Raw genomic sequence first — 20,975 nt, forward strand, 5'->3', positions numbered from 1 at the left:
CGTGTCCTCCCTCTTCCCCGCTCTGACGGACGGTCCGGCCGAGCGGATCGCCCTGCGGTTCGGCGAGCGGTCCTTGACGTACGGCGAGCTGGCCGGGGCCGCCGGTGCGCTCGCCGCCCGGCTGCGCGGCGCCCGCCGGGTCGCCGTGTGGGCCACGCCCGAGCTGGAGACCGCCGTCGCCGTGACGGGCGTCCTGCTCGCCGGGGCGGCCGCCGTACCGCTGAACCCGAAGTCGGGCGAGAAGGAACTCGCGCACATCGTCTCCGACAGCGCGCCGACGCTGGTGCTGGCCGCACCGGGTGCACAACTCCCGGATGCGGTCGGCGCGTTGGAGCGGATGGACGTCGACGCCACCGGCTCCGGCGCCGTACCCGAGGACACCGTCTCCGGCGAGGACCCGGCGCTGGTCGTCTACACCTCCGGCACCACCGGCCCGCCCAAGGGCGCCGTCCTGCCCCGCCGGGCCCTGGCCACCACCCTGGACGCGCTCGCCGACGCCTGGCAGTGGACGGCGCGGGACGTGCTGGTGCACGGGCTGCCGCTGTTCCATGTGCACGGGCTCGTGCTGGGCACCCTCGGCCCGCTGCGGCGCGGCGGCAGCGTCCGGCACCTGGGGCGGTTCTCCACCGAAGGCGTGGCACGGGAGCTGAACGCCGGCGCGACCATGCTGTTCGGGGTGCCGACGATGTACCACCGCATCGCCGAGGCCCTGCCCAAGGACCCCGAGCTGGCCGCGGCGCTCGGCCGGGCCCGGCTGCTGGTGTCGGGCTCGGCCGCGCTGCCGGTGCACGACCACGAGCGGATCCACGCCGCGACCGGGCGGCGGGTGATCGAGCGGTACGGCATGACGGAGACGCTGATGAACACCAGCGTGCGGGCCGACGGGGAGCCGCGCGCGGGGACGGTCGGCGTGCCGCTGCCCGGTGTCGAGCTGCGGCTCGTGGAGGAGGACGGGACGCCGATCGCCGCGTACGACGGGGAGAGCGTCGGCGAGATCCAGGTGCGCGGGCCGAACCTGTTCACCGAGTATCTGAACCGGCCCGACGCCACGGCCGCCGCGTTCACCGCCGACGGGTTCTTCCGCACGGGTGACATGGCCGTGCGGGAGCCCGACGGGTATGTGCGGATCGTCGGTCGCAAGGCCACGGATCTGATCAAGAGCGGTGGTTACAAGATCGGGGCAGGTGAGATCGAGAACGCGCTGCTGGAGCATCCGGGGGTGCGGGAGGCCGCGGTCACCGGGGAGCCGGACGCGGACCTGGGCGAGCGGATCGTGGCCTGGATCGTGCCGGCCGACCCGGGGGCGCCGCCCGCCGCCGAGGAGTTGGCGGAGCACGTGGCCCGTCGGCTCGCCCCGCACAAGCGCCCGCGCGTCGTCCGCTACCTGGACGCGCTGCCCCGCAACGACATGGGGAAGATCATGAAGCGGGCACTGGCCGATGTCTGAGCGCCGCTCGGCCCGGGAGATCCTGACCCTGGTCACGGACCCCGACACCTTCGGCGAACTCCCGTCTCCACCAAGGGAGTCGCGGCCGGACGGCCCGCTCGGCTGGGCGGGTTACGACGCCTCCCGCGCCCGTGCCGCGGATCGCACCGGCGAGGAGGAGTCCGTCGTCTGCGGCACCGCGAGCGTGGACGGCACCCGGGCCGTGCTGATCGCCTTCGAGTTCGGCTTCCTGGGCGGCTCCCTCGGCGAGCGCACCGGGGACCGGCTGGAGGCGGCGTACGCCCATGCCCGCGCGCACCGGCTGCCGGTCGTGCCGTTGATCGCGACCGGGGGCAGCCGGATGCAGGAGGGCATGCTCGCGCTGAGCCAGCTCCAGCGCGTGGCCCGGCAGTCGGCGCTCACGCGCGCGGCGGGGCTGCCGCAGATCGCGGTACTGCGGGATCCGACGACCGGCGGCGGCTGGGCCACGCTCGGCGCGGGCGCCGACATCGTCCTGGCCCTGCCCGGCGCCCAGGTCGGCTTCGCCGGCTCCCGCGTCCGCCCGCCCGCCGCCGACCCCCGCGCGTACACGGCGGAGTCCCAGCTGGCGGCGGGAGCGGCGGACGAGGTGGTCCCTCCGGCCGAGCTGAAGGGGGTATTGGGGGCATGGCTACGCCTGCTGACGAACCGCCCGCCCGACCGCTTCAGCGCCCCTCCAGGCGCTGCAGCGTCGCCCACACTCACGGCCGCCGATACCCCGACAGCACCGGCCGCCGGCAGCCTGGCGGCCCCCGCCGCCGAAACCCCAGTAGCACCGTCCGTCGATAGCTCGACGGTCCCGGCCACGCACACCCTGACAGCCCCGTCCGCCGACAGCCCGGCAACCCCCGCCACCGAAACCCCAGTAGCACCGTCCGCCGATAGCCCGACGGTCCCGGCCACGCACACCCCGACAGCCCCGTCCGCCGACAGCCCGGCGGCCCCGGCCACGCACACCCCGGCAGCACCGTCGACCGACAGCCCAGCAGCCCCCGCCACCGACACCCCAACAGCACCCGCCGGTGCGGGCAGTGTGCGGTCGGGCAGCGCGCGGCTGGAGGCCAACGCCCACCCTGCCTCCGTCCCCGCCGACCCTTCCGGCGAGGCGGGCGGGACCGGGGTGCCGGAAGGGTACGCGGGGTGCATCGAGCCCGCTCCCGTCCCGGTCGCGCTCGGTGCCGTCGGTCTCCCGGCCGCCGGCTGGGACGCCGTCCGGCGTGCCCGGGCCCCCGAACGGCCCCGTGCGCACGCCTACTTGGACGCCTACTTCAGCCACCGCCGTGACATCAGCGGTGACCGGTGCGGAGGTACGGATCCCGACGGCATGCTGTGCGGGTTCGGTGAGCGGGACGGCCGTACCGTGGCCTATGCGGCGCAGACCGGGGCGGCGACCCGGCCCGCCGGGTACCGGACCGCGGCCCGGCTGATCCGGCTGGCGGACCGGCTCGGCATCCCGGTGCTGACGCTGGTGGACACCCCTGGTGCCGCGAACGACGCGGAAGCGGAGCGGCAGGGGGCCGGCGCGGCGATCGCGGAGGTGTTCGGGGCGGTGGCCGCGGCCCGTGTCCCGGTCACCACGCTGGTCATCGGCGAGGGCGGCTCCGGCGGGGCCCTCGCGCTGGCCGCCCCCGGCAACACCTGGGCCACCCCGGACAGCTACTTCTCGGTGATCGCCCCGGAACTCGCGGCGGCCATCCTCAAGCGCCCGAAGGACGAGATCGAGGCGACCGCGGAACAGCTCCGGATCCGGCCGCAGGACCTGGTGGAGCTGGGGGTGGTCCGGGGGATCGTGCACCACCGTCTCTGAAGACCGAGCGCGGGAAACGACGGTCGAGCTGGAGTTCGACAGGGAGCCGGTCGCGGGGTGTGCGCCGAGTGGGGCATCCGGCCGGAGTCCACCACCGCGCGGTGCGACGCGGCCGAAACCCCCCATTCGGCCGCCCCCCACCCGGCCCCCTCCAGCAGGCGTCCGGGGGTGCGGCCCGCTCAGGATGCTGTGAGAGGCCCGCCAGCCCGGCCGGGCGAACCGAGGCCCGCGCGCACCGGGAGGATCGCCGTGACCGTCAGTCTGGATCAGTTGCGCCGCTGCCACTTCGCCGTCGACCTGGGCGCGGCCCGCACCAGGGTGTACGTGAAGGGCTCCGGCCTGGTCGTGGACCAGCCCTCGGTCGCCGCCGTGAACACCCGTACCGGCGGGCTCATCGCCGTCGGCGACTTCGCGGAGCGGATGACGGGACGGACACCGCACTACATCACGGTCGTACGGCCCATCTCCGGTGGCACGGTGATCGACATCGAGATGGCCCACCGCATGCTGCGGCAGCTGCTCGGCGACAAGACGCGCCGTGCCCTGCGCCGCAATCTGCGGCTGCGCGCGGCGGCCTGCACCCCGCACGGCGCCGATCCGCTGGCCCAGCGGGCGATCACCGAGACGCTGGTCGGGCTGGGCGCGCGCCGGGTCGAGCTGGTGGACACGCTGATCGCCGCCGCCATCGGCTGCGGGCTGCCCGTGGAACAGCCCGAGGCCACCATGATCATGATGTGCGGGGCGGCGACCACCCAGGTCGCGGTGCTCTCGCTCGGATCCATCGTGGCCGCCGAGCGGATCCCGGTGGGCGGCGAGGCCGTGGACAACGCGATCGTGCAGCATCTGCGGCACGAACACCATCTGATGCTGCCCGGCCAGTCCGTGCGTCCGCTGCAGGTGACCCTGTCCGACACCGGGCTCACCGCGCAGGGCCCGGCGCAGACCGAGATCCACGGCCGCGATGTGGTCACCGGGCTCCCGCGCAGCGTACGCATCGACACCGCCGCCGTGCGGGACGCGATCGAGACCCCGCTGACCGCCGTCCTCGACGGTATCGGCAAGGTGCTGCGCGACTGCCCGCCCGACCTGGTCGCCGACCTCGCCGACCGGGGGATCGTGATGGCCGGCGGCTCCGCGCTGCTGCCCGGCTTCGACCAGATGCTGCGGGAGGCCACCGGGATGCCGGTGCACATCGCCGAACAGCCCGACCTCTGCGCCGCCCAGGGCATCGGCGCCATGCTGGAGGGCCGGATCGAGCCCATGGTCCTCAACCCGCTGGCCGCCTGAGCCGGGCACGGCACCGCGTACCCCGCATGCCCGGTGATCCCGTCCCGCGCCTGCCGCCGCTGCTCGAAGCGGTCCTCGGGGTCGGCTCGGAACTCGAACTGCGCACCACCCTGCAGCGCCTCGTGGACGGCGCCGCCGAACTGACCGGCGCCCGGTACGCGGCGCTGAGCACCGCCGACCCCGGTCAGGAGGGGCCGGCCGAGATCCGTACGGCCACCACCGCGCCCGAGGACGCCGCCGGCCTGGACGTGCCGATCCTGGTCGGCGCGGAGCCGTTCGGGCGGCTGCACCTGGTGGGCAAGAGCGGCGGCGGACCGTTCACCACCGAGGACGAGCAGCTGCTGCGGGTGCTGGCCGTCCAGGCGGGCAGCGCGATCGGCAACGCCCGCCTGTACGAGGCGGCCCGGCAGCGCGAGCGGTGGATCGAAGGCGCGGCGGCCGTCACCACCGCGCTGCTGTCCGGGGAGGGCGCCGCGGACGCGCTGATGACGGTCGCGGAGCGGGCCCGGCTGCTCGCGGACGCCTCCGCCGGTGTCATCCTCCAGCCCACCCCCGAGGGCGGCATGGAGATCGTGGCCGCGTCGACGCACGACGCCCCCGGGGACATCGTCGGTACGACCATCGAGCCGGGCAGCCCGGTGCTGGAGCAACTGCTCGGCGGCGAGCCGGTGTTCATCGAGGACTCGGCGACCGACCCGCGGATGACGACGCATGTCCGGCACCGGTTCGGGCCCAGCATGATGCTGCCGTTGCAGGCGGGCGGACAGCTCATCGGCACGCTCGCGCTGCCGCGCCGGCGCGGCGACCGCCCGTACACGGACGCCGAACGGCGCCTGGCCGGCCAGTTCGCCTCCCAGGCCGCGCTCGCCCTGGTCCTCGCCGGCGCCCGGCACCGCAGGGAGCGGCTCGCGGTGTACGAGGACCGGGACCGGATCGCCCGCGATCTGCACGACCTGGTCGTCCAGCGGCTGTTCGCGACCGGCATGATGCTCCAGGCGGCGCAGCGCCGGGCCCGGGTGCCGGCGGTACAGGACATGCTGGGGAAGGCGGTCGACGAGCTGGAGTCGACCGTCCAGGAGGTGCGGACGGCGATCTTCGCCCTCCAGCAGCCGCCCGCCGAGGCGCCGGCCACCCTGCGGGGCCGGGTGCTGCGGGAGACGGCGGGCGCGGCGGCACTGCTCGGCTTCCCGCCGTCCACCCGCTTCCTCGGCCCGGTGGACAGCCGGGTCCCCGACCGCGTCGCCGGCCAGCTGCTCACCGCACTCCGCCGGGCCCTCGACACCGCCGCCCGACGCCAGGGCGTCTCCCGCATCGAGGTCACGGTCGACGCGACGGCGGCCCTGACGGACGGCCGGGCGGCCGTACGGCTGACGGTGTACGACAACGGCGGCACCGGCACCGGCACCGGCACCGGAGAAGATCCGGAGGGAACGACGGTCACGTGGCAGGCGCCCTTGTGACCAGCCCCCAAGGTGCGCGGGGCCGTGTCGATATGCGGCCGCCGCCACCCGCTCTCACTCACCGGTGCGCCCCAGCGACAGCACCGCCAGCGCCCCCACGCCGACCAGCACATACCCCGAGCCGCCGAGGGACCCCATCGTGCCGAGGACCGCGACCCCGAGGGCCGAGCCGGCCTGGCGGATGCCGTTGAGCGCCCCCTGGCTGGTCGCGGCGTACTCGGCCGGCGCCGAGACGGCCATCGCGGCGGCCGCGCCCGGGATGGACAGCGTGCCGCTCGCGGCGAGCGCCAGCTCGGCGGCGACCAGCAGGGGCAGCGGCGGATGGGGTCCCCCCGCCCCGGCCAGCAGCGCGCCCGCGACGACCGCGGCGCACATGCCGGTCAGCAGGACCGGGCGGGGGCCGTGGCGGGCCACGAGCCGACCGGTGAAGAACGGCATCACGCAGACCGGGAAGGCCATGGGCAGAGCGGCGAGCCCGGCGTCGAACGGCGCCAGGTGGTAGGTGCGCTGGAGCCATACGGCGAGCTGGTACATGCCGCCGAAGTAGGCGAAGCAGGACACCGCGGCGGCGATCAGCGCGGCCCGCACCTTTGGCAGGGCGAGCAGCGCGGGCGGCAGGACCGGGGTGGCGGACCGGCGTTCCACGGCGGCCAGCGCTACGAAGCAGCCGATCGCGGCGGCGAGCGGGAGCAGCGCCGCGGGCGCGCCCCAGCCGTCGATGCCGGCCTGGACCAGGCCGAAGGTGAGCAGGCCGAGTCCGGCGGTGGACAGGGCCAGGCCCGGCCGGTCCAGGGTGCGGCCGCCCCGCACGGGCGGCGTGGGCAGCCGGCGGGCGAGCAGCAGCGCGGCCACGGCGAGGGGCGGGTTGACGAGGAACACCAGCCGCCAGCCGCCGAGTTCGACGAGGCCGCCGCCGAGCACGGGTCCGGCGGCGGCGCCCAGCCCGCTGAGCGCGGCCCAGGCGCCGATGGCGCGGGTACGGCGGGCGGGGTCGGGGTGCAGATGGATGAGCAGGGCCAGGGAGGCGGGCACGAGTCCGGCGCCCGCGGCGCCGAGCAGGGCGCGCCCGGCGATCAGGGCGCCGGCGCCGGGCGCCAGGGCGCAGGCCACGGACAGCACGGCGAACAGGCCGAGCGCCACGGTGTAGACGCGGCGCGCGCCCCAGCGGTCGGCGATGACTCCGCCGGCCAGGAGCAGTCCGGCGAAGACGACCGTGTAGGCGTCGACGGTCCAGGGCAGCGCGGCGGCGGCCGGGTGCAGCGAGGTCTGGATGTCCGGGACGGCGACGTTGAGGATCGAGGTGTCCAGCAGGACGAGCAGATTGCCGGTGGCGATGCCGGCGAAGGTGAGCCGGGAGGTCGTACGGGCGGTGGTGCCGGTGACGGCGGTGACGGCAGGGTCGGCGGAGTCGGCAGGGTCGGGGGCCGGTGCTGATGGCTCGGCGACGGGATCGGCTGTGGTCATGGGGGCAGCGTGTCCCTGCGGGCGCGGGTGCCGCGACGCCGTGATCGCGATAACCCCATCGGAGAGTCCGATGGGTTGGTTACGCTGCTGTCGTGGACTCCCGCTATCTGCGTGCCTTCGTCGCGGTCGCCGAGCACGGCGGCATCTCCGCCGCCGCCCAGGCCCTGGGCTACGCACAGTCCAGTGTCAGCGCCCAACTGAAGCGACTGGAAGCCGACTTGGGCGTGAGTGTGCTGGTGCGGGCGGGCACGGGGGCGCAGCTCACCGAGGCCGGCACCCGGCTGCTGCCGTACGCGCGCGAGTCTCTGGAGCTGGAGGAGCGGATGCGGCGGGCGGCCCGCGGCGGGCGGCCCCGGCTGCGGATCGGGGCGCAGGAATCGCTGGCCCATGCGTGGATGCCCGAGGTGCTGGCCGCCCTGGAGTACGGCGCGGGCGGCACGGACACCGGCGCGGACGTCGAGCTGACGGTGGCCCCGCGCAGGGCACTGGAACAGGCCTTCGTCGCGGGCGAGTTGGATCTTGTCTTCCAGTACGACAACGGTGTCCGCACGGTCCGCCCGCACCAGGTCGTGGGGCACGACCGTACGCTCCTGGTGGCGGCGCCGGCCCATCCGCTGGCCCGGCAGGAGACGGTGACGCCCGAGCAGCTGCTGTGCCACGACTTCCTGGTGGCCGAACGCGGCTGCACCTCGGAGATGCTGATGGACCGCTTCGACCGGGATCTGCTGGCGGGCGCCCAGCAGACCCTGCTCCAGGGCTCGATGGCGGCGCTGCTGCGCCTGCTAGGCCACGGGCGCGGCATCACCCTGCTGCCGCACCTGACGGTCGCCCGGGAGCTGGAGGAGGGCGAGCTGGTCGAACTCCGGCTGACCGAACCGATCCGCCCGGTCAGCATCGTCGCCCAGTGGCGCCCGCGCCTGGGCCCGGCCGAGCGCACCGTACACACCCTGCTCGCCCTGGCCCGCCGCGCGGATCCGCTGCCGGAGGTGACCCGTACGGCACAGGCGGCACAGGCCTCCTGAGCAGTCCGCCGCGGCCGCGGCAGGGATCGCCGGTGGCCGTCAGTACGGCAGGATGCGCCCCGACGGGGTCCTGCGGTCGATCTCCCGCTCGCGCGGGGCGGCGGGGCGCCGGCTGACGCGTACCCGGATGCGACGGTCCATGACGCCCTCCCTCTGCCGAAACGGCCCGGCGATGGATGCCGGTACGGGGTGGGTGCCCAGCACACGGACCGTTCAAGCATGTACGGGTCAACTCAATGGCCGTATACCGCTGTCGGCGAACACGGTGGCCGGGAGGCTACCGGTTCGCGTACCGGCCGAGGACGAAGTCCAGCCGGGCCAGCCACTCGCCGAACCGCGCCGACCGCCGGGCGTTCACCTCGCAGTCGTACACGCTGCCGTCCCACAGCCGCACGGCCACCGTGAGGTGGTGACCGCGCCGGCTGCGTCCGACATACGCGATCTCCGTCCACGCGAAGTCCGCGGCCAAGCCCGCCACTTCGAGGACCACCCCGGTGGCGTTCACGACGACACGCGACTCCCCGTCGGTGAGTTCGACCTCCGGAGGCGTGTACGCGAGCGGCGGACCGAACCCCTGGGCGGACTGCGGCGGGGGCGTGGCCGGGTACGGCGGAAGCGGGGCCGGGGTGACGGGGACCGGCGGGAACCGCACGGGCTGTGCGGCCGGCTGAGGAGGCGCAGTCGGGGCCGGGGTGTACGGCACCTCCGCCGGGACCTGCGCCGGGACTTCCGCCAGGGCCTGCGCCGGGGCGGGCACCGGCGTCCCGTCGGTCAGCAGGTCCAGCAGCTCGGTGGGGGTCGGCCGGGCGGCCGGGTCCTTGGCCAGGCAGCGCGCGACCAGGCCGGCGAGTGAGGCCGGTACGGCGGCCAGGTCGGGCAGTTCATGCACGGAGCGGTACATCAGCCCCATCGGCGTACCCTCGCCCCAGGCGCTGCCGCCCGCCGCCGCGACGAGCACCGCGCCGAGGGCGAACACATCAGCGGCGCCGGACACGGCGTGCCCCAGGGCCTGTTCGGGCGCGAGGAAGCCGGGTGTGCCGAAGGCGGTGCCGGTGGCGGTAAGCCGGGTGGACTCGACGGCGCGGGAGATGCCGAAGTCGAGGACGCGCGGGCCGTCCACGGCCATGATGATGTTGCCGGGCTTGAGGTCGCGGTGCACCAGCCCGCAGGAGTGGATGGACTCCAGCGCCTCCGCGAGCGCGGCGGCCAGCGCCCGCAGTTGCGGCTCGTCCATCGCGCCCTCGTCGGCGAGCCGCGCCGCGAGGGTCGGTCCGGGGATGTAGGCCGTGGCCAGCCACAGCGGGTCGCCGTCCACGTCCGCGTCGACGACCGGCGCCGTGTGGAAGCCGCCCACCGCACGGGCCGCCTCGACCTCGCTGCGGAACCGTGCACGGAAGACCTCGTCGGCCGCCAGCTCGGACTTGGCGACCTTCACCGCGACCGCCCGCCCGCCGCGCGTCCGCGCGAGATACACGGTGCCCATTCCCCCCTCGCCGAGCCGCCGCTCGACCAGGTACCCCCCGATGCGTTCCATGCGCACAGTATGGCCGCCGGGCAGTACCGCTCCCCCGCGCCCCCGGCATCGCCGTCGACGCCGCGGGCGACGGCCCGTCCAAGCGGACAGTCACCTCCGCCAACGCCTGGAGCAAGGAGAAGGAGGTGGACTGGTCCGGGGGCGACAGCAAGTCCTCCGCCTTCAAGATCCCCAGCTGGCAGACCGCGGTCCAGGCGAGCGCCGGCGGCGTCTACGGCCACGCCCCGGACATCTCGGCCCACGCCAACCCCAGCCCCGGCGTCTCGATCAACTCACAGGGCTCCCTCGATCGCGGCCCCCGAGTGACCGGCATTCGCGGCCTCTACAACCAGCAGGCCGCAGCGTCCGACAAGGCCGACCTCGGCGTCACCAACCCGCCCCCTGCACACGGCGAATGGCACCGGCTTCCACGACATCACCAGCGGCGGCAACGGCACTACTCCACGGCCACCGGCTGGGATTCGTACAACGCCGCCACCGTGGCGGGCAAACTGCTCGACCGACGCCCGGCGGCTGAACCCCACGAACGCTGCACTATTCCTCACCTGGCGCCACCACAAGGCCACATCGTTCCTGCACCTGCGATGCGCGGCGGGGGCGAGTGGGACTCGAACCTATGTCAGCGACGCATCTCACCTGCACTGTCGCCGAAGGACCGGACCCCCATCCATCCGTTTCCATTCGGCTGCATCCCACTCGGTCCTGCTCGGTCCTACTCGGCCCTGCTCGACCGGGAGCCGTTAGGCATTCGCCACACGGCCTTTCTGAACCCCTCTAAGCTGTGCGGGAACGCCCTTGCTCTGCAACGATGCTTCGCGCCTACGGCACCCCCTTCGTGTGTGATGACCTGGGCTCTTACAACCGTCTCGATCGAAGGCCAGGCCATCGGAGGACCGACGCACGGAATGTCCGTTTCTCAAGAAGTAATCGCGAGCCATCCACTACCCACATGAATGCCCAGCTCGCGGCCTGTGGTCCCCGCGCCCGCGGGGGTGATCCCCAGAAAGACCCGGCGGAGACGAAGCTGCACACGTGGTCCCCCCGCCTGCGGGGGCCCCAACCAGCAGATGTCTGTGACCGGCATCAGCGGGGTTCCTGCTGTATCCCTCCCAACGAAGTAGCCCCGAAGCTGGTGCAACTCAGCGGGCTGCAACAGGAGTTCAACGTTCAGAAAACCTGATGTGGTCGAGAGTCCACCACTCAGCTTGAGGTCGGCATCGGGCACGTACACCAGTCCCTATGTCGGCGGCAGCTGAAGAATGGCTATGTCTCTGAACCGCGCCAAAGCCACGTAGGGTCACGGCGATCGCGATCACGAACGGCCGTGGGTGATGCGCTTGTCCGGGACTTGTGGTTCTACGGCGTCGAAGTGAGCCCGTCGCGCCCTCCGGCTGCTCCACACCGTCGACGTGGACGTGCCCGCTGTGACCGTGGTCCGGGTTGCGGTCGGCCAGGATCTCCACCCGCGGTCCACTGCTGTTCACGGAACTATGGCCTCCGCCACAGCGCGGCTGGTCTGGTCCTGGTGAGATCACCGAATGCTCGGTTTCCTCCTCCGCCTCCTGCCCTTCTGGGTCCGCGAGCCCCTGCTCATCGTGGTCGGGTCCGTTCTCGGCGTCCGCATCATGTACCTCGCCGTCCGCGACGACGACCGGGTCGCGGCTGGTCTCGGTGCGGTGTTCCTCGTCTTCACCGCGATTCGCGTCCACACGGTGGTCCGGGCGCTGCGCGCACGCCGGAACTCGAACACGGCGGTCCCAGCGCCCGCAGCCGGGCCGGTGACCGATGCGGCCGCGCGGGCCCAGGCCCAGGCCCAGGCGGCAGCCGTGCCGGGCCCGGTCGCTCCGGCGAAGGAGCCCAACGCATGGGGCCAGGCCGTCGCGGCCATCGCCGTGTTCGGGGCTATCGGGGCCGCGTTGTGGGCGGCGCCGCACGTGCTGCCGTCCGACGACAACACGCCGAAGCCCGCCTCGTGTTCGGTCGAGGAACACGAGGAACTGCCGAAGGCATACAAGACGACGCCCCAGGCTGTGACCGGTGACGAGCTGTGCAAGGCACTCAACCGGCCCGATCTCGCCCAGCTCCTCGGAACGCCGGGAGAGACCGCGACCACGACTTCCGCCAGCAGCGGCACCGCTGCCCTGACCGATGGGAAGGTCGCCGAACCGGAGGCCGAGGTCATGTTCGACACGTACACCGTGAATCTGTCGGCCACCTACAACGAGCTGTCGATAGCCCAGTACGTGAAGCTGAAGAAGATCGGAAACGAGCAGGACATCGAGACGCGTACGGTTCTCGGCCGGCCCGCGGTCTTCTCCTCGGATCACACCATGAAGCTGGAGATCAGTCTCGGGACCGGCGGAACCAGCGGCGGACCCGTCGAACAAGGCCCCCTGGCCCGGACGCTGTCCGTGGCCCTCGGCAAAGACGACAGGGGCGGCTGCTACGACATCACCGTGTGGAGCACGTCCGGAGCCCTCCCCGACGACAGCGCCCTGATCGACATCGCCGAGAAGGTCCTCCCGGCGATCCCCGGACGGAGCGCGCGATGAGACGTAGTGCCGCCGGCCTGGCCGCCATCGCGGTGGCCAGGATCGCCGTGTACGCCTCGGTGTCCGACCCCGAAGAGTCCGTCCGCCCGGTCTGCCGTCGGTCACCCGGCCCAAGCCACTCGTCCGGACCCCGGAACGGGTCGAGCACTGGAAGCGCACCACGCAGAAGCCCGGACCCGTCATGGTCTGGACGCCACAACTGACCGGCGGCTTCCCGCACTTCGTCAAAACCGACTGGCTCTACGAGCTATGCCACTCGTTCGTCTTCCTCGGCCCCCGCCCCGGCCACACGCTCTGGCTGCGGATCTCCCAGCAGATCGTCGAGGTCGCCTGCAAGCTGTACGGAGAGCAGCCGAAGGCCGACAGCGTTCATGACCTCTCGCTGAGCCTGGCATCCGGCGACGACCTCGTCACGACTGGATCTCCCGGCGCGTTCCCGCGTGACGTCCCCTTCGACGTACACACTGCGTACGCACCGCGCTCGAACTCCCCCAGACAGCCTGGCAGGGCGAGGTCGCCAACGCGGCCGTGAAGTGGATACGCGATCACTGCGCCGCCGACGGGCTGGAGTTGGTCAGGGCCGAGAACTTCAGCGAACGCTCCCCGGAAGAGCAGCGGGCGGCGTTCTCGCTCGCCCGCTTCACCGTCGCCCGCGTCATCGTCGCCCGCGTCAGGGCTCCCGGGCTGGACGGCTGGGCGCCTCGACGGGCCTGCCACCGGCATATCCGCGCGGGCTGCTCGCAGGGCGCCAGGGACGGGCCGTAAGGCGGCTTGAGAGCCCCTCTGTCCGCTGTCCCGGTCCCGCGTCCACTACGCGTCCACTACGCATCCACTGGATCTTGGTCTGAACGAGCGAAGGAGGGCCGCCACGCCGAGCGTGGTGGCCCTCCTTCTTCGCTGCCGCAGGTAGAAACGCTTCTGCACCTGCGTCGCCTGGTGGGGCGGGTGGGACTCGAACCCACGGCCGACGGATTATGAGTCCGCTGCTCTAACCGGCTGAGCTACCGCCCCATAGCGGCGTGTCGCGTACAAGTGTGCGCGCCGTCTGCCGCAGCATAGCCGCTCATACGATCTCCTGCTTCGGATGGTCGGCTTCTGCGCTGCTCATGACCTTGAGGACATCGGCGCAGGCGCGGCGGTTCCCGCGGACATGAAAAAGGACCCCCAAGGGGTCCTCGTTCACTGCGCTCCCCCGACTGGACTCGAACCAGTAACCTGCCGGTTAACAGCCGGCTGCTCTGCCAATTGAGCTACGGAGGATCGAAGCTCCCCCGACTGGACTCGAACCAGTAACCTGCCGGTTAACAGCCGGCTGCTCTGCCAATTGAGCTACGGAGGATCGCCTCGATTGCATCGAACGTACCTACCTGGGTATTCGCCAGGGGGCGCTCGCTCGCTGCGACACATACATTAGCGCAAGCAGGGGGGTGCTCCGCCAATCGGTATCCCCGGCGCCCACGCCGCACCGCAGACCAAGGCAAGGGAAGGGTGGCAGCCATGCGCTACCGGCTCACGTTCGTCGCCGGACTGGCCATCGGTTACGTGCTCGGCACGAGGGCCGGTCGCGAGCGCTACGAGCAGCTGAAGAAGTCCGCTCGGCGGATCGCGCAGAACCCGGCCGTGCGGAACACGGCCGAGAGCGCCGCCCAGCAGGGCCGCCAGTACGCCGGCAAGGCCTTCCACACGGTCAGCCACCGGGTGAGCGACCGAGTCCCCGAGACCGTGGCCCAGCGGGTGCGATCGCTGCGGGAGCGCAACCTGAACGGCACTCCCGAGGACGACTGGGGGACGAGCAACACGTAGGGAGCTGGGCGCCCTCGGCCACGGCATCCGCAGGAATGCTGCAAAATTCTCCGTATGGGGATAGTCGCCGGGCTGGACAGCTCACCGGACTTCACACGCATCGTGGTCTGCGACACGGACACCGGTGCCGTACTACGGCAGGGGTACGCCCCCCATCCCGTAGAGGGTCGCCCTAGCGACATAGACCCGCAGGCCTGGCTGCTCTCCCTCGGTGAAGCGGCGGGCGGCGGTCTGCTCGAAGGCGTGCAGGCCATCGGCGTGTCGGCCCAGCAGAACGCGCTGGTCCCGCTGGACGCCCAGGGCAACACGGTGCGCCCGGCGCTGGTCGGCGGCGACAAGCGGGCGCAGGTCGCGGCGGCGGACCTCGTCGACGCGCTCGGCGGCCGGGAGGCCTGGGCGCAGGCGGTCGGCTGTGCGCCGCAGGCCGGGCAGCCCGTCACCAAGCTGCGCTGGCTCGCGAAGAGCGAGCCCGAGAACGCCCGCAGGACGGCCGTACTGCTGCAGGCGCACGACTGGCTGGTCTGGCAGCTGCTCGGGCGGCCCGTGCGGAGGACCACTGATCGCGGCGGGGCGTCCGGTACCGGGTACTGGTCGGCCACCACCGGCGCCTACCGGCCCGACCTGGTCGAGCTGGCGCTCGGCCATCAGGCGATGCTGCCGGAGGTGATCGGCCCGTCGGACGCGGCCGGTACGACCCCGGAGGGGCTGCTGATCTCCGCCGGGACCGGTGAGACCATGGCCGCCGCGTTCGGGCTGGGCATCGGGCTGGGGGACGCCGTCGTGTCGCTCGGGGCCTCCGGGTCCGTGATGGCCGTGCACCCGGAGGCGCTCGCCGACCAGTCCGGGATGATCACCTCGCTCGCCGACGCCACCGGCATGCACCTGCCGGTCGTCACCACCCTGAACGCCGTACGGACCCTGCGCGGCACCGCCGAACTCCTCGGGCTGCCGGATCTGGAGAGCCTGTCCGAGCTGGCGATGAAGTCGACGCCCGGGGCACACGGGCTGGTCCTTCTCCCCTATCTGGAGGGTGAGCGGACGCCCTGTCTTCCGCACACCGCCGGGACGATCGCCGGGCTGCGGCGGGAGTCGATGAAGCCCGAGCATCTGGCGCGGGCCGCGTTCGAGGGCATGCTGTGCGGGCTCGCCGACGCGCTGGACGTGCTGCGCGGGCGGGGCGTCGACGTGCGGCGGATCTTCCTGCTCGGTCCGGCCGCCGAGCTGCCGGCCGTGCAGGCTTCGGCGCCGTCGCTGTTCGGGGTGCAGGTCGTCGTACCGCAGCCGGCGGACTACGCGGCGATCGGCGCGGCCCGGCAGGCGGCCTGGGCGCTGGGTGTGTCGCAGGGCACACTCGATCCGCGGACCCCGCCGGCCTGGCAGGGGGCGGCGGCGCAGGTGCTGGAGCCGGGTGACGAGCTGGCCGTGGGGCAGGCGGTGCGGCAGCAGTTCGTGGCGGTGCGGGAGCAGACCCATCCCGGAGCGTTCCGCCCATGACGCCCCGGGCGCATGGGGCCGTACGAGCCTCGCCGCCCGTTTAATGGGTTGAGGTAACGCAGGTGGAGTGTTCGACGATAGGGGCCAAGGGCAACCGACCAGCCCCTGTCGCCGACTCCGAGAGACGTAGCGTGCTCATACGACTTCTACGGACCTATCTCAGGCCCTACAGGAAATCCATAGCCCTGCTGGTGCTGCTGCAGTTCCTGCAGACGTGCGCCACCCTCTATCTGCCCACCCTCAACGCCCACATCATCGACAACGGTGTCGTGAAGGGGGACACGGGTTACATCCTGTCCTTCGGCGGCCTGATGATCGGCATCTCGCTGGCGCAGGTCGTGTGCAACATCGGAGCCGTCTACTACGGCGCCCGGACCGCCTCCGCGCTCGGCCGGGACGTGCGCGCCGCCGTCTTCGACCGGGTGCAGTCCTTCTCCGCTCGTGAGGTGGGTCACTTCGGGGCACCCTCGCTCATCACCCGTACGACGAACGACGTACAGCAAGTCCAGATGCTGGCCCTGATGACGTTCACCCTGATGGTGTCGGCGCCCATCATGTGCGTGGGCGGCATCGTGCTGGCGCTCGGCCTGGATGTGCCGCTGTCCGGGGTGCTGGTCGCCGTGGTGCCGGTGCTCGGCATCTCCGTGACGGTGATCGTGCGCCGACTGCGCCCGCTGTTCCGGTCCATGCAGACCCGCCTCGACACGGTGAACCGGGTGCTGCGCGAGCAGATCAGCGGCAACCGGGTGATCCGCGCCTTCGTCCGCGACGAGTACGAGCAGGGCCGGTTCGGGCGGGCCAACGGCGATCTGACCGAGATGCAGCTGGCCACGGGCCGGATGCTCGCCCTGATGTTCCCGATCGTCATGACGGTGGTGAACCTGTCGTCGATCGCCGTGGTGTGGTTCGGCGCCCACCGCATCGACAGCGGCGCGATGCAGATCGGCGACCTGACCGCGTTCCTCGCCTATCTGATGCAGATCGTCATGTCCGTGATGATGGCCACCTTCATGTTCATGATGGTGCCGCGCGCGGAGGTGTGCGCCGAGCGCATCGAGGAGGTCCTCGGGACCGACTCCAGCGTGGTGCCGCCGCTCGCACCGGTCATCGAGCTGCCCCGGCACGGGCATCTGGAGATCCGCGGCGTCGGCTTCCGCTATCCGGGTGCCGAGGAGCCGGTGCTGAAGTCCATCGACCTGGTGGCCCGGCCGGGCGAGACGACCGCCGTGATCGGCTCCACCGGCAGCGGCAAGTCGACGCTGCTCGGGCTTGTCCCGCGGCTGTTCGACGCCACCGAGGGCGAGGTGCTGGTCGACGGCGTGGACGTGCAGGAGGTCGAGCCGCTGCTGCTCGCGAAGACCGTCGGCATGGTGCCGCAGAAGCCGTACCTGTTCGCGGGCACCGTCGCGACCAACCTGCGCTACGGCAATCCCGACGCCACCGACGAGGAGCTGTGGCACGCGCTGGAGGTGGCGCAGGCCAAGGACTTCGTGAGCAAGCTGGACGGCGGACTGGACGCGCCGATCGCGCAGGGCGGCACCAATGTCTCCGGCGGCCAGCGCCAGCGCCTCGCCATCGCCCGCACCCTCGTCCAGCGCCCGGAGATCTACCTCTTCGACGACTCGTTCTCCGCGCTCGACTACGCCACCGACGCGGCCCTGCGCGGCGCGCTCACCCGGGAGACGGCCGAGGCGACCGTCGTGATCGTCGCCCAGCGGGTGGCGACCATCCGGGATGCCGACCGGATCATCGTGCTGGACGAGGGCCGGGTCGTCGGCTCCGGCCGGCACCAGGAGCTGATGGCGGACAACGAGACCTACCGGGAGATCGTGCTCTCCCAGCTGACGGAAGCGGAGGCTGCCTGATGGCCGGGCCCATGGGACGCATGATGGCCGGGGGCGGTCCCGACCAGCGCTCGATGGACTTCAAGGGGTCGGGCAAACGGCTCGTCGCCCAGTTCAAACCGGAGCGGCTCACGATCTACGGCCTGCTGCTGTGCGTGGTCGTCAGCGTGACCCTGAGCGTCATCGGCCCGAAGATCCTCGGCAAGGCCACCGACCTGGTCTTCGCCGGCATCATCGGCCGTCAGATGCCCGCCGGGGCCACCAAGCAGCAGGCCCTCGACCAGATGCGGGCCCACGGCCACGGCTCCGTGGCGGACATGCTGAAGAGCACCGACTTCACGCCCGGCAAGGGCATCGACTTCGGCGCCGTCGGCAACATCCTGCTGCTGGCGCTCGCCACGTTCACGGTCGCCGGCCTGCTGATGGCGGTGGCGACCCGGCTGGTCAACCGGGCCGTGAACCGCACGATGTTCCGTATGCGCGAGTCCGTGCAGGCGAAGCTGTCGCGGCTGCCGCTGTCGTACTTCGACAAGCGCCAGCGCGGCGAGGTGCTCTCCCGCGCGACCAACGACATCGACAACATCGGGCAGACGCTGCAGCAGTCGATGGGCCAGCTGATCAACTCGGTGCTGACCATCATCGGCGTGCTTGTGATGATGTTCTACGTCTCCTGGCTGCTGGCGCTGGTCGCGCTGGTCACCGTGCCGCTGTCGTTCGTCGTGGCCACCCGGGTCGGCAAGCGGTCGCAGCCGCACTTCGTGCAGCAGTGGCGCTCCACCGGCAAGCTGAACGCCCACGTCGAGGAGATGTACACCGGGCACACCCTGGTGAAGGTGTTCGGCCGACAGGAGGAGTCGGCCAGGCAGTTCGCCGAGCAGAACGAGGCGCTCTACGAGGCCGGGTTCAAGGCCCAGTTCAACAGCGGTGTCATGCAGCCGCTGATGATGTTCGTCTCGAACCTGAACTACGTCCTGGTCGCGGTCGTCGGCGGACTGCGCGTCGCCTCCGGTTCCCTCTCCATCGGTGACGTGCAGGCCTTCATCCAGTACTCGCGGCAGTTCTCGATGCCGCTGACGCAGGTCGCGTCGATGGCGAACCTGGTGCAGTCCGGTGTCGCCTCGGCCGAGCGGATCTTCGAACTCCTGGACGCGGAGGAGCAGGAGGCGGATCCGGTGCCGGGCGAGAGGCCTGCCGAGCTGCGCGGAAGGGTCGGGCTGGAGCATGTGTCCTTCCGGTACGACCCCGAGAAGCCGCTGATCGAGGACCTCTCGCTCACGGTGGAGCCCGGTCACACGGTCGCGATCGTCGGCCCGACCGGCGCGGGCAAGACCACGCTGGTCAACCTGCTGATGCGGTTCTACGACGTGTCCGGCGGGCGGATCACGCTCGACGGGGTCGACATCCGCGGGATGTCCCGCGACGAACTCCGGTCCGGGATCGGCATGGTGCTGCAGGACACCTGGCTGTTCGGCGGCACGATCGCGGAGAACATCGCGTACGGGGCGTCCAGGGAGGTCACCCGCGGCGAGATCGAGGAGGCGGCGCGGGCGGCGCACGCCGACCGGTTCATCCGTACGCTGCCCGACGGGTACGACACCGTGATCGACGACGAGGGCACGGGGGTGAGCGCCGGTGAGAAGCAGCTCATCACCATCGCGCGGGCGTTCCTGTCCGACCCGGTGATCCTGGTGCTGGACGAGGCGACGAGTTCGGTCGACACCCGGACCGAGGTGCTGATCCAGAAGGCGATGGCCAAGCTGGCGGCGGGACGGACGTCGTTCGTGATCGCGCACCGGCTGTCGACGATCCGGGACGCGGACACGATCCTCGTGATGGAGAACGGGTCGATCGTGGAACAGGGCGCGCATGCGGCGCTGTTGGCCGCGGACGGTGCGTACGCGCGGCTGTACAAGGCCCAGTTCGCCCAGGCCGTGGCCGAGGTGGACTAGGCGCGTGGGGGGCTGCCGGCAGGCGGCCCCCCTTCGTCTCAGTCCAGGTAGCCCCTCAGCTGGTCCGCGAAGGCGTGGTCGCGGAGCTTGTTGAGGGTCTTGGACTCGATCTGGCGGATCCGCTCCCGCGTGACACCGAAGAGGCGGCCTATCTCCTCCAGCGTGCGGGGGCGGCCGTCGATGAGGCCGTAGCGGAGCTGGACGACCTTGCGTTCACGCTCGCCCAGCGTGGACAGGACAGCCTCCAGGTGCTCCCTGAGCAGCAGGAACGCGGCGGACTCGACGGGGCTCGCCGCGTCGCCGTCCTCGATCAGGTCACCGAGGGCCACATCGTCCTCCTCGCCGACCGGAGCGTGCAGCGAGACCGGTTCCTGGGCCAGCCGCAGCACCTCGGAGACCCGCTCGGGCGCCAGGTCGAGGTGGGTGGCGACCTCTTCGGGCGTCGGCTCGTACCCCCGCTCCTGCAGCATGCGCCGCTGCACCCGCACCACCCGGTTGATCAGCTCGACCACATGGACCGGGACGCGGATGGTGCGGGCCTGGTCGGCCAGGGCCCGGGACATCGCCTGGCGGATCCACCAGGTGGCGTAGGTCGAGAACTTGTAGCCGCGGGCGTAGTCGAACTTCTCCACGGCCCGGATCAGCCCGAGGTTGCCCTCCTGGACGAGGTCGAGCATGGTCAGCCCGCGTCCGACGTACCGTTTGGCGACGGAGACGACGAGCCGCAGGTTGGCCTCGATCAGCCGCCGCTTGGCCATCCGCCCCATGACCACGAGCCGGTCCAGATCCAGGGCCAACTGACCGTCCAGATAGGGGGTGTTGCTCAGCTTCTCCTCGGCGAACAGGCCGGCCTCGACCCGGCGGGCGAGTTCGACCTCCTCGGCGGCGGTGAGCAGGGGGATGCGGCCGATCTCGCGCAGGTACTGGCGGAACAGGTCGGCCGAGGGGCCACCGGTCTCGGCCCGCGCGAAGACCGGTGTCCCGACGGGCTCGGCGGCTTCCAGTGGTCCGCCGGCCTCCTCGGGCTCGTCCGTGAGCGCTTCCGCCGGCGGTTCCGCCGGCTCGGCGGGCACCGTCTCCGGGTGCCGGGCGGCGGGGCCCTGCGGGGGCACGGCCACGAGGACGTCCGTCTCCGCGTCCGGCTCGTCCGCGGTGCTGCTGGTGGCGCTGTCGGTCTGGGTGAGGGTCTGGGTCTGCACGGGGGCGACCTCCAGGATGATCACTGCTGAAGGTGTGCGGCAGTGGTACGTCGGGAGCGGAGAGTCGACGGCCTGCGCTCCGGTGACTCGGGCAC

The 20,975-nt window shown here is 72.1% G+C and carries 16 protein-coding genes and 3 tRNA genes; 13 read left to right on the forward strand and 6 right to left on the reverse strand.

What is annotated here, in order from left to right:
* The first annotated feature begins 1 nt into the window (after nucleotide 1).
* From AB0L75_RS17960 to AB0L75_RS17975, 4 genes are all read left to right on the forward strand, one after another.
* Nucleotides 2-1,447 (forward strand): acyl-CoA synthetase, encoded by a 1,446-nt coding sequence (locus tag AB0L75_RS17960; protein WP_365181833.1) that lies wholly within the window; start codon nucleotides 2-4, stop codon nucleotides 1,445-1,447.
* Nucleotides 1,440-3,272 (forward strand): carboxyl transferase domain-containing protein, encoded by a 1,833-nt coding sequence (locus AB0L75_RS17965; RefSeq protein WP_365181835.1) that lies wholly within the window; start codon nucleotides 1,440-1,442, stop codon nucleotides 3,270-3,272. Before AB0L75_RS17960 ends, AB0L75_RS17965 begins: the two co-directional genes overlap by 8 nt.
* A gap of 249 nt (nucleotides 3,273-3,521) precedes the next feature.
* The gene (locus tag AB0L75_RS17970; protein WP_365181837.1) at nucleotides 3,522-4,559 is read left to right on the forward strand and encodes a rod shape-determining protein; all 1,038 of its coding nucleotides are present in this window, start codon (nucleotides 3,522-3,524) and stop codon (nucleotides 4,557-4,559) included.
* A gap of 26 nt (nucleotides 4,560-4,585) precedes the next feature.
* Nucleotides 4,586-6,019: a GAF domain-containing protein gene (locus AB0L75_RS17975; protein WP_365181839.1), complete on the forward strand. Its 1,434-nt coding sequence runs from the start codon at nucleotides 4,586-4,588 to the stop codon at nucleotides 6,017-6,019.
* Between the two features lie 54 nt (nucleotides 6,020-6,073).
* On the opposite strand, the gene AB0L75_RS17980 is transcribed toward AB0L75_RS17975, so the two are convergent.
* The gene (locus AB0L75_RS17980) at nucleotides 6,074-7,483 is read right to left on the reverse strand and encodes an MFS transporter (protein WP_365181841.1); all 1,410 of its coding nucleotides are present in this window, start codon (nucleotides 7,481-7,483) and stop codon (nucleotides 6,074-6,076) included.
* A gap of 92 nt (nucleotides 7,484-7,575) precedes the next feature.
* On the opposite strand from AB0L75_RS17980, the gene AB0L75_RS17985 reads away from it, so the two are divergent.
* Nucleotides 7,576-8,505: a LysR family transcriptional regulator gene (locus AB0L75_RS17985; RefSeq protein ID WP_365181843.1), complete on the forward strand. Its 930-nt coding sequence runs from the start codon at nucleotides 7,576-7,578 to the stop codon at nucleotides 8,503-8,505.
* A gap of 277 nt (nucleotides 8,506-8,782) precedes the next feature.
* Here the strand turns inward: AB0L75_RS17985 and AB0L75_RS17990 are convergent, their stop codons facing one another.
* Entirely contained in the window at nucleotides 8,783-10,039 is a 1,257-nt protein-coding gene (locus tag AB0L75_RS17990; RefSeq protein ID WP_365181845.1) for a serine/threonine-protein kinase, read from the reverse strand.
* A 125-nt stretch (nucleotides 10,040-10,164) separates the two neighbouring features.
* Here AB0L75_RS17990 and AB0L75_RS17995 point away from each other — a divergent pair, with 125 nt between their 5' ends.
* From AB0L75_RS17995 to AB0L75_RS18010, 4 genes are all read left to right on the forward strand, one after another.
* A complete protein-coding gene (locus AB0L75_RS17995; protein WP_365181847.1) occupies nucleotides 10,165-10,992 on the forward strand; it encodes a hypothetical protein in 828 nt (275 codons plus the stop codon).
* Nucleotides 10,993-11,577: 585 nt separating this feature from the next.
* Entirely contained in the window at nucleotides 11,578-12,591 is a 1,014-nt protein-coding gene (locus tag AB0L75_RS18000) for a DUF6215 domain-containing protein (protein WP_365181848.1), read from the forward strand.
* Between the two features lie 181 nt (nucleotides 12,592-12,772).
* On the forward strand, nucleotides 12,773-13,123 hold the full coding sequence (locus AB0L75_RS18005; RefSeq protein WP_365181849.1) for a hypothetical protein: 351 nt from the start codon (nucleotides 12,773-12,775) through the stop codon (nucleotides 13,121-13,123).
* Nucleotides 13,120-13,356, forward strand: coding sequence for a hypothetical protein (locus AB0L75_RS18010; protein WP_365181850.1), 237 nt, complete (start codon nucleotides 13,120-13,122; stop codon nucleotides 13,354-13,356). The genes AB0L75_RS18005 and AB0L75_RS18010 overlap by 4 nt, the downstream gene beginning before the upstream one ends.
* Before the next feature lie 169 nt (nucleotides 13,357-13,525).
* Here AB0L75_RS18010 and AB0L75_RS18015 read toward each other — a convergent pair.
* The 3 genes from AB0L75_RS18015 to AB0L75_RS18025 all read right to left on the reverse strand — a co-directional run bounded on the left by AB0L75_RS18015 (nucleotide 13,526) and on the right by AB0L75_RS18025 (nucleotide 13,930).
* Nucleotides 13,526-13,602: transfer RNA gene (locus AB0L75_RS18015), tRNA-Ile, on the reverse strand.
* A gap of 176 nt (nucleotides 13,603-13,778) precedes the next feature.
* Nucleotides 13,779-13,851: transfer RNA gene (locus AB0L75_RS18020), tRNA-Asn, on the reverse strand.
* Between the two features lie 6 nt (nucleotides 13,852-13,857).
* Nucleotides 13,858-13,930: transfer RNA gene (locus AB0L75_RS18025), tRNA-Asn, on the reverse strand.
* Nucleotides 13,931-14,088: 158 nt separating this feature from the next.
* Here AB0L75_RS18025 and AB0L75_RS18030 point away from each other — a divergent pair.
* The 4 genes from AB0L75_RS18030 (at nucleotide 14,089) to AB0L75_RS18045 (ending at nucleotide 19,681) form a co-directional block, all read left to right on the forward strand.
* The gene (locus AB0L75_RS18030) at nucleotides 14,089-14,394 is read left to right on the forward strand and encodes a YtxH domain-containing protein (RefSeq protein WP_365181852.1); all 306 of its coding nucleotides are present in this window, start codon (nucleotides 14,089-14,091) and stop codon (nucleotides 14,392-14,394) included.
* A 54-nt stretch (nucleotides 14,395-14,448) separates the two neighbouring features.
* Complete coding sequence (locus tag AB0L75_RS18035; protein WP_365181854.1) at nucleotides 14,449-15,888, forward strand: FGGY family carbohydrate kinase; 1,440 nt, start codon at nucleotides 14,449-14,451, stop codon at nucleotides 15,886-15,888.
* A 131-nt stretch (nucleotides 15,889-16,019) separates the two neighbouring features.
* A complete protein-coding gene (locus AB0L75_RS18040) occupies nucleotides 16,020-17,753 on the forward strand; it encodes an ABC transporter ATP-binding protein (protein WP_365181856.1) in 1,734 nt (577 codons plus the stop codon).
* A complete protein-coding gene (locus tag AB0L75_RS18045) occupies nucleotides 17,753-19,681 on the forward strand; it encodes an ABC transporter ATP-binding protein (protein ID WP_365181858.1) in 1,929 nt (642 codons plus the stop codon). Before AB0L75_RS18040 ends, AB0L75_RS18045 begins: the two co-directional genes overlap by 1 nt.
* 38 nt (nucleotides 19,682-19,719) lie before the next feature.
* Here the strand turns inward: AB0L75_RS18045 and AB0L75_RS18050 are convergent, their stop codons facing one another.
* Nucleotides 19,720-20,904: an RNA polymerase sigma factor gene (locus AB0L75_RS18050; protein ID WP_365181860.1), complete on the reverse strand. Its 1,185-nt coding sequence runs from the start codon at nucleotides 20,902-20,904 to the stop codon at nucleotides 19,720-19,722.
* Nucleotides 20,905-20,975: the final 71 nt, after the last annotated feature.

Source organism: Streptomyces sp. NPDC052101 (assembly GCF_040680235.1).
Taxonomy (GTDB): domain Bacteria; phylum Actinomycetota; class Actinomycetes; order Streptomycetales; family Streptomycetaceae; genus Streptomyces.

Bases quoted from the DNA above. Each gene is read 5' to 3' on its own strand.
- AB0L75_RS17980 (WP_365181841.1), bottom strand. From the start codon at position 7,483: ATGACCACAGCCGATCCCGTCGCCGAGCCATCAGCACCGGCCCCCGAC.
- AB0L75_RS18000 (WP_365181848.1), top strand. From the start codon at position 11,578: ATGCTCGGTTTCCTCCTCCGCCTCCTGCCCTTCTGGGTCCGCGAGCCC.
- AB0L75_RS18035 (WP_365181854.1), top strand. From the start codon at position 14,449: ATGGGGATAGTCGCCGGGCTGGACAGCTCACCGGACTTCACACGCATC.
- AB0L75_RS18005 (WP_365181849.1), top strand. From the start codon at position 12,773: ATGGTCTGGACGCCACAACTGACCGGCGGCTTCCCGCACTTCGTCAAA.
- AB0L75_RS18045 (WP_365181858.1), top strand. From the start codon at position 17,753: ATGGCCGGGCCCATGGGACGCATGATGGCCGGGGGCGGTCCCGACCAG.
- AB0L75_RS17965 (WP_365181835.1), top strand. From the start codon at position 1,440: ATGTCTGAGCGCCGCTCGGCCCGGGAGATCCTGACCCTGGTCACGGAC.
- AB0L75_RS18030 (WP_365181852.1), top strand. From the start codon at position 14,089: ATGCGCTACCGGCTCACGTTCGTCGCCGGACTGGCCATCGGTTACGTG.
- AB0L75_RS17975 (WP_365181839.1), top strand. From the start codon at position 4,586: ATGCCCGGTGATCCCGTCCCGCGCCTGCCGCCGCTGCTCGAAGCGGTC.
- AB0L75_RS17990 (WP_365181845.1), bottom strand. From the start codon at position 10,039: ATGGAACGCATCGGGGGGTACCTGGTCGAGCGGCGGCTCGGCGAGGGG.